Annotated in this window: 5 protein-coding genes and 1 pseudogene; 2 read left to right on the top strand and 4 right to left on the bottom strand. The window is 42.0% G+C overall.

The genetic code is table 11. From position 1 onward, the window contains the following. A pseudogene (locus tag MHN01_RS14615) lies at positions 1–638 on the top strand (HAAAP family serine/threonine permease); the annotation flags it as partial. Between the two features lie 115 nt (positions 639–753). Here MHN01_RS14615 and MHN01_RS14610 read toward each other — a convergent pair. From MHN01_RS14610 to MHN01_RS14595, 4 genes are read right to left on the bottom strand one after another with little or no spacing between them, the layout of a single operon-like run. Continuing rightward, the gene (locus tag MHN01_RS14610) at positions 754–1,644 is read right to left on the bottom strand and encodes a dihydrodipicolinate synthase (RefSeq protein ID WP_239412015.1); all 891 of its coding nucleotides are present in this window, start codon (positions 1,642–1,644) and stop codon (positions 754–756) included. A gap of 2 nt (positions 1,645–1,646) precedes the next feature. Next, the gene (locus MHN01_RS14605; protein WP_239412014.1) at positions 1,647–1,994 is read right to left on the bottom strand and encodes a PTS lactose/cellobiose transporter subunit IIA; all 348 of its coding nucleotides are present in this window, start codon (positions 1,992–1,994) and stop codon (positions 1,647–1,649) included. A 2-nt stretch (positions 1,995–1,996) separates the two neighbouring features. After that, positions 1,997–3,319 (bottom strand): PTS sugar transporter subunit IIC, encoded by a 1,323-nt coding sequence (locus MHN01_RS14600; protein WP_239412013.1) that lies wholly within the window; start codon positions 3,317–3,319, stop codon positions 1,997–1,999. A gap of 14 nt (positions 3,320–3,333) precedes the next feature. Continuing rightward, positions 3,334–3,651, bottom strand: coding sequence for a PTS sugar transporter subunit IIB (locus MHN01_RS14595; RefSeq protein WP_239412012.1), 318 nt, complete (start codon positions 3,649–3,651; stop codon positions 3,334–3,336). A 600-nt stretch (positions 3,652–4,251) separates the two neighbouring features. Between MHN01_RS14595 and yhfZ the strand changes: the two genes are divergently transcribed. Beyond that, on the top strand, positions 4,252–5,148 hold the full coding sequence (gene yhfZ, locus MHN01_RS14590) for a GntR family transcriptional regulator YhfZ (protein ID WP_239412011.1): 897 nt from the start codon (positions 4,252–4,254) through the stop codon (positions 5,146–5,148). The last annotated feature ends 492 nt before the right edge of the window (positions 5,149–5,640 follow it).

Genomic DNA, 5,640 nt, shown 5'->3' with positions numbered 1-5,640 from the left:
GGCTTGCGATACCGGTAACGGTCTTCGCCTTTAGCCATGCGGCTGCTATTTCAAGTTTTTCCAATGCCCAGCGTCGCCACTATGGTCGCGAGGCGGGTCAAAAGTCCGAACAGATCCTCAAGCGCACCTCGGTGATGCTGATCTCGTTCGTTTTGTTTTTTGTCTTTTCCTGTGTATTGAGCCTGAGCCCGGCACAGCTGCTGGAAGCCAAGGCGCAAAATGTCTCGGTACTGTCTTATCTGGCCAACGTCCACAATAGCCCATTCATTGTTGCCTTGGGACCACTGATCGCCTTTATTGCTATTTCTTCGTCGTTTCTTGGCCATTTTATGGGGGCAAGAGAGAGCCTAAATGGCATGCTGCTGAAACAGAGCAGTATGGCACCGGCAAAGCTGGACAAGCTAGGGATCGTATTCATGTTCATCGCTATCTGGTTTGCCGCGGTGTTGAACCCGAGCATTCTGGGCATGATGGAAGCCTTATCCGGCCCGGTGATTGCGATGATTCTGTTCATTATGCCGATGCTGGCGGTGTACAAGGTTGATGCCTTGAAAGGTTACCGTAGCAGGTTTAGTACTTACTTTATTCTGTTTATGGGGATGCTGGCGGTGTCGGCGATTGTGTTTAGTATGACTTAGAGAAAAAGAAAAGCCACCTTCTGTCGAAGGTGGCTTTTTAGTGCCTATCTTGCAGTTAACGGTATTTCAATATCATTGATTCAGAGTATGAAACAGCTGAAGTATTGAGTTGGCGTTATCTACGGTTAGCCATGCGCTTGAACTGATGGCGACGACCGCGAATGGTTATACCCATGCGGATGATATTTTCTGGGATTGCTATACCGCTATAGCCACCATCACCGATATGAACAATGTCAGCACCAGCTGCTTTTGACGCCATTGCGACTTGTTCGATATAGGATTCTGACGCACCTTCCTGAGACGTACCAATTGCAAGTAGCCCCAGCATTCCAGCATTGTGAACCTCTGTCATCATCTGATGGGCTAATTGAGGCGTAACACCAGGTGTAGTGTAAGGCGCAGGGAACATCATGATATCGGCACCGGCCTCTGCGAAGTTGCGCACAATATCTAAGTTATAGTCATTGCCAACACCACCACCATGCATTTTACCTGCGATAATAACTATCTCTTGAGATACCTCACGACATAATTGAATCGCATTAAGAATCGTCTCTTGTGTTACATGCATTCCGGGATTCCCCGTTAGCATGATGTAGTTCATGCCTAGCTCAACAGCACGCACTACAGTTTCACGAGTCACAGAACGACCTATTTGAATATCGGTAAAATTTTCCGGTACGGGTTCCAGGTTACAGCCCAGAAGACGACCTGTTAGACTTCGCAGTTCTTCAACCGTGAAGTGATCCTTTACGCCATGGTTAGAAGCTCCGCTTACTTCTGCCCGAGGAGCAAAAATATCTAGACAATTAAGGGTGATCATATCGGCACCAAACGCTGCCGCAATTTCAGCACCGGAGACAAGATCGAGGAGGGGAGCCATAGCGGCTACGTTCTCCACCATCATGGTACGCCCTTCTGATTGCCTGATACACGCAACAATCTCATCACGAGTCATGTTTTTAACATCATGACTTGTTAAGTCAAAGATACGCTTCTTCATTTCTACTTACCTGTGGCACCATCTAGCTTGCGGTGAATAGCAATGATCTCATTAGCCATGTCACGACATAACATTGCAGTCATTATGTGGTCTTGGATGTGGGTAAGAATAAGTGTCATTGTGACCTTACCTTCTCCTTCATCAAAACCAATCAACCCAGTCTGTGTTTTATGTACTTCGGTAAGTGCGTCTTCCGCAGCTACCAACATAGACTCAGAGTTCTCAAATTCACCATTACGAGCCTCAATCATGGCTTGCATAACAGCCGAACGTGCTTCACCTGCTTTGCAAAGTAATGTCATTAAAAACTCTTCGTTGATATCTTCTTTGGTATTAATCTCGAAAGTCATAATTAAGCCTTTGCAGGTTCTGCATTTGGAGCTTCTTCAGTATTTGCCTGCTCTTCGATAAGCAATTGCTTTTCATGCATCTTAAAGAACGGATAGAAAATAATCATGCTCACAATTACACAGACACCAACCAAAATAGCCGCTGTACTCGAGTTTGTCGCCATAACCGCACCGATAGGCGCAGGCATCGTCCATGGTGGAATGGCAACAATCTTAGATACAAACTCAGTCTTAAAGGACAGCCATACTATGCACGTATTGACCATTGGTGAAAGCATCCAAGGGATGAAGTAAATCGGGTTCATCACAATCGGCGTACCAAAAATAACTGGCTCGTTGATATTGAAGCTGCCTGGAATGATTGACATCTTTCCGATTACGTTCAGGTGGGTAGCCTTTGAGCGCATCATCAGAACAACGAAGCCCCAAGTACCACCTGCACCACCAACAAAGATAAAGAAGTCAATAATCGGGTTAACGAAAATCTTTGGTATCTCAGTACCTGCAGCTAGTGCGTCCTGGTTCATACCAAGGTTGATTAATAGAATTGGACCAATGATACCAACTACAACTACCCCACCGTGAATACCAGCGAACCAAAGCAGCTGAATTAAGGTGACGGCAAGCAGACATGCCAAGAACGAGTCAGATGCCGATACTAATGGCCTAAATAATTCCATAACTGCAGCTGGAATTGTTAGGTCGTAGCCAGCAAGCACGATATTAATACCCGTAATCAATACCGATAGAATCATGATTGGGATTAATACGTCAAATGAAGCTGAGATTTTTTCAGGAACCGCATCGGGAAGTTTAAGGCGGATATTTTTATCACGCAAGAAACGTTGTAGTTCCGGAACAAACAAGCCAGCTAATAATGCGGTGAACGCGCCAGTACCGCCCATGAAGCCAATCGGCATCATGCCACCAATGCCTTCAACGGATTGAACAGGTGCGACTGCCAAAATGAATGTGAACATTGATAGCAAGCCAGAGTTTAGTGCGCGTAACCCGTATGACTCAGCCAGATTAAAGCCAACAGAAAATGCGGCATAAAGGGCAAAAATACCCATACTGACATTGTATGGTATAAGAACATTTTCTTGGCCAACCATCTCTAGAAGAGAACTCCAGCCATTAAGGAAAAAATTATCTCCCGGGGGGGGGAACGCGAATACCAAGAGTAAAGAACCCACAATCAAAAAAGGCATTGTTGCCACGAAACCATCTTTCACTGCATTGATATGTCGTTGACCTGAAACCTTTGCGGCAAAAGGAGCCACGACATTTTCAACGAAGCCCATAACACTATTAATTACAGACATGAATTAACTCCTAGTTACTTGTTTTTCATCGATTGATAAAGATTAACTGCTTGATCAAGAACAACGTCACCTTTCATCATGCCGTAGGTCATCATGTCGATAAGGCCACAAGCTTTACCATTAGCTTCAGCTCGTTTCTTGAATTCTTCAAATTGGAATTTAACTTGCGGTGCTACCAAGCAAACATCATTTTCAGCCAGTGAAGCATCAAACTCAGAAACTGAATAAGCATTAATCGAACAATTAATGTTCTTCTTATCAGCAGCTTCCCGCATTTTTTTAACTAACATACTGGTTGACATTCCAGCGGCACAGCATAGAAAAATTTTCATACTCTTTCCTTTGAACTTATTTTTTCCAGAAAATTATTGCTGAAGAATAATCTTTTTAAAAACTTAATTAGTTGTTCAAATTCACATTGTTTAAGTATTTACTTTGTAATTATTAATAAGTTGGCATTTTTGCGACGCAAATTAAGTATTTTGTGACTGATTTACAGTGAGTGGGTTGGAGTTGTGATTTCCGTCACTTGAAATTACAACTGACTAATAAAGTTTATTGTGATTAGTGTTGATTGGGCTTAAGAAAAACCATTATGTTGAACTCTTTAATACACATTAAATTAGCAAGGAAATATAATTTAGTATTTTAATATGACTCTTGGGAATATTATTTTTATGTGTTTTTGATACAAGCTATTTGTTTTTATGTTCTTTAAATTATAGTCATGGCATGATTTGATCTCGATGAAGGCAGAATAGTTAGCGTAATTCTTATAAAAATGTTTTAGGTGACGACCATCATTCAATCTAACTAGCTTCTGACAGAGTATGCATTAGTGGTACTGGGTGGTTGTTTTTTGATTAAACGATATGGATAGTTATACCTTATAAGCGTATTATTGTAACTTTCATAAAATTGAAGTTTTTGGGATGTCAGAAAAATACATTAAGAAAGAAGGTGCTGCAGTTATCAATATCGCTAGGTATTTGATGTCTCAAAAAGCAGGTGCCCGATTGCGTACCATTGACTCCTTGGCTGAAGAGTTCGAGTTGTCGGTTGGTCTAGTACAAAAAGCGCTGAAAAAAATTGAAGCCGATGGTGTGATCTCGCTTTCGAGACAAGGCCGCAATGGAACATTTATATCTCGATTGGATTGTATTGAAGTTATTCGTCTTGCGGGTCTTGGTCATGTTGTGTGTGCTATGCCTTTGCCGTATACCAAGCATTACGAGGGATTGGCAAGTGGAATAAAAGCTCAGATGGGCAGCATGCCGTTGTATTTTGCCCACATGCGAGGAGCAGGGATCCGTGCAAAATTGTTAAGCTCCGGCGTGCATGACATTGCCATTATGTCGAAGCTTGCAGCTCAGAGTTATAGCGACGGTTTAACCGTTGCCATTAATTTAGGCGATAACTCTTATTCGCATGACCATAGAGTTATTTTCCGTAAGGGGGAGTATGATGCTATCCGGCGAATTGGCGTTGATCCGGACTCTCCTGATCAGCAGATCCTGACTGAGAAGGCTTTTCCTGGTAAAGATATTGAAATTGTTGAAATAAATTACGGTGATAGCCTAGTTCACTTGTCTAACGGTGATATAGATGCGGTCATTGGGCTAACTGAAGCACTAGATATGGATAGCCTAGGGCTGGCTGAAAAGTCACTTAATCATATTCCTGAGTGTCGAATGGCTTCAGAGGCTGTGTTACTGGTTCGTAATGGCACACCTTATGTTAAAACCCTTTTGAGAAACCTGATAAACAGGGAAGTACTGCTTACTCATCAAGGTAAAGTCATAGCAGGGGAAGTAACGCCTAGTTATTAGTGAGTTTTTGAAAAGGTTCGTAAGTTTATTGTTATTTAAATTCGCCTTTCGACGGCTTCGGTTTCGGCTTACCACCTGGTGGCGGTGATAAGCCGATTCTTATCATAACGCTAGTCGAAAGGCCATGAGCCCTCATGGCGTAGAGTTATCTTGTCGATAGCACTCACAAATTCATGGTTGTGAGGAGGGGGGCAAATCGTTAACTGTCAGAAATTATAGTCGTTCAGTACAGTAGAACCTTATTAAAGATAGATTTCAAAATACTAAAAAAGAAGTAGTAATACTGTTCTCTTTATCAACAACTGAAATGCTTGTTAGGTATTTATATGTGGTGTGGTAATGCGCTAGGGAAATAATTAAGTCCATTAAAAAGTATAAGAAGTTTAATATTCTTGTTAATGGTGATTATATTTCAAATAGGTATTTACTTTTTATCCCTAGGTGTCTTGTCTTATATGAGATTACATGGTTTTCGTTCAAATAAGTTTTTTG

Origin of the sequence: Photobacterium sp. OFAV2-7, assembly GCF_022347985.1 — a bacterium.
Taxonomy (GTDB): domain Bacteria; phylum Pseudomonadota; class Gammaproteobacteria; order Enterobacterales; family Vibrionaceae; genus Photobacterium.
Note: the sequence above shows the minus strand (reverse complement) of the source record. Positions and strands in the feature narration are given on the sequence as shown.

Coding starts and splice junctions, on each gene's coding strand:
- MHN01_RS14605 (WP_239412014.1), bottom strand. CDS start 1,994: ATGACTTTCGAGATTAATACCAAAGAAGATATCAACGAAGAGTTTTTA.
- yhfZ (WP_239412011.1), top strand. CDS start 4,252: ATGTCAGAAAAATACATTAAGAAAGAAGGTGCTGCAGTTATCAATATC.
- MHN01_RS14595 (WP_239412012.1), bottom strand. CDS start 3,651: ATGAAAATTTTTCTATGCTGTGCCGCTGGAATGTCAACCAGTATGTTA.
- MHN01_RS14600 (WP_239412013.1), bottom strand. CDS start 3,319: ATGTCTGTAATTAATAGTGTTATGGGCTTCGTTGAAAATGTCGTGGCT.
- MHN01_RS14610 (WP_239412015.1), bottom strand. CDS start 1,644: ATGAAGAAGCGTATCTTTGACTTAACAAGTCATGATGTTAAAAACATG.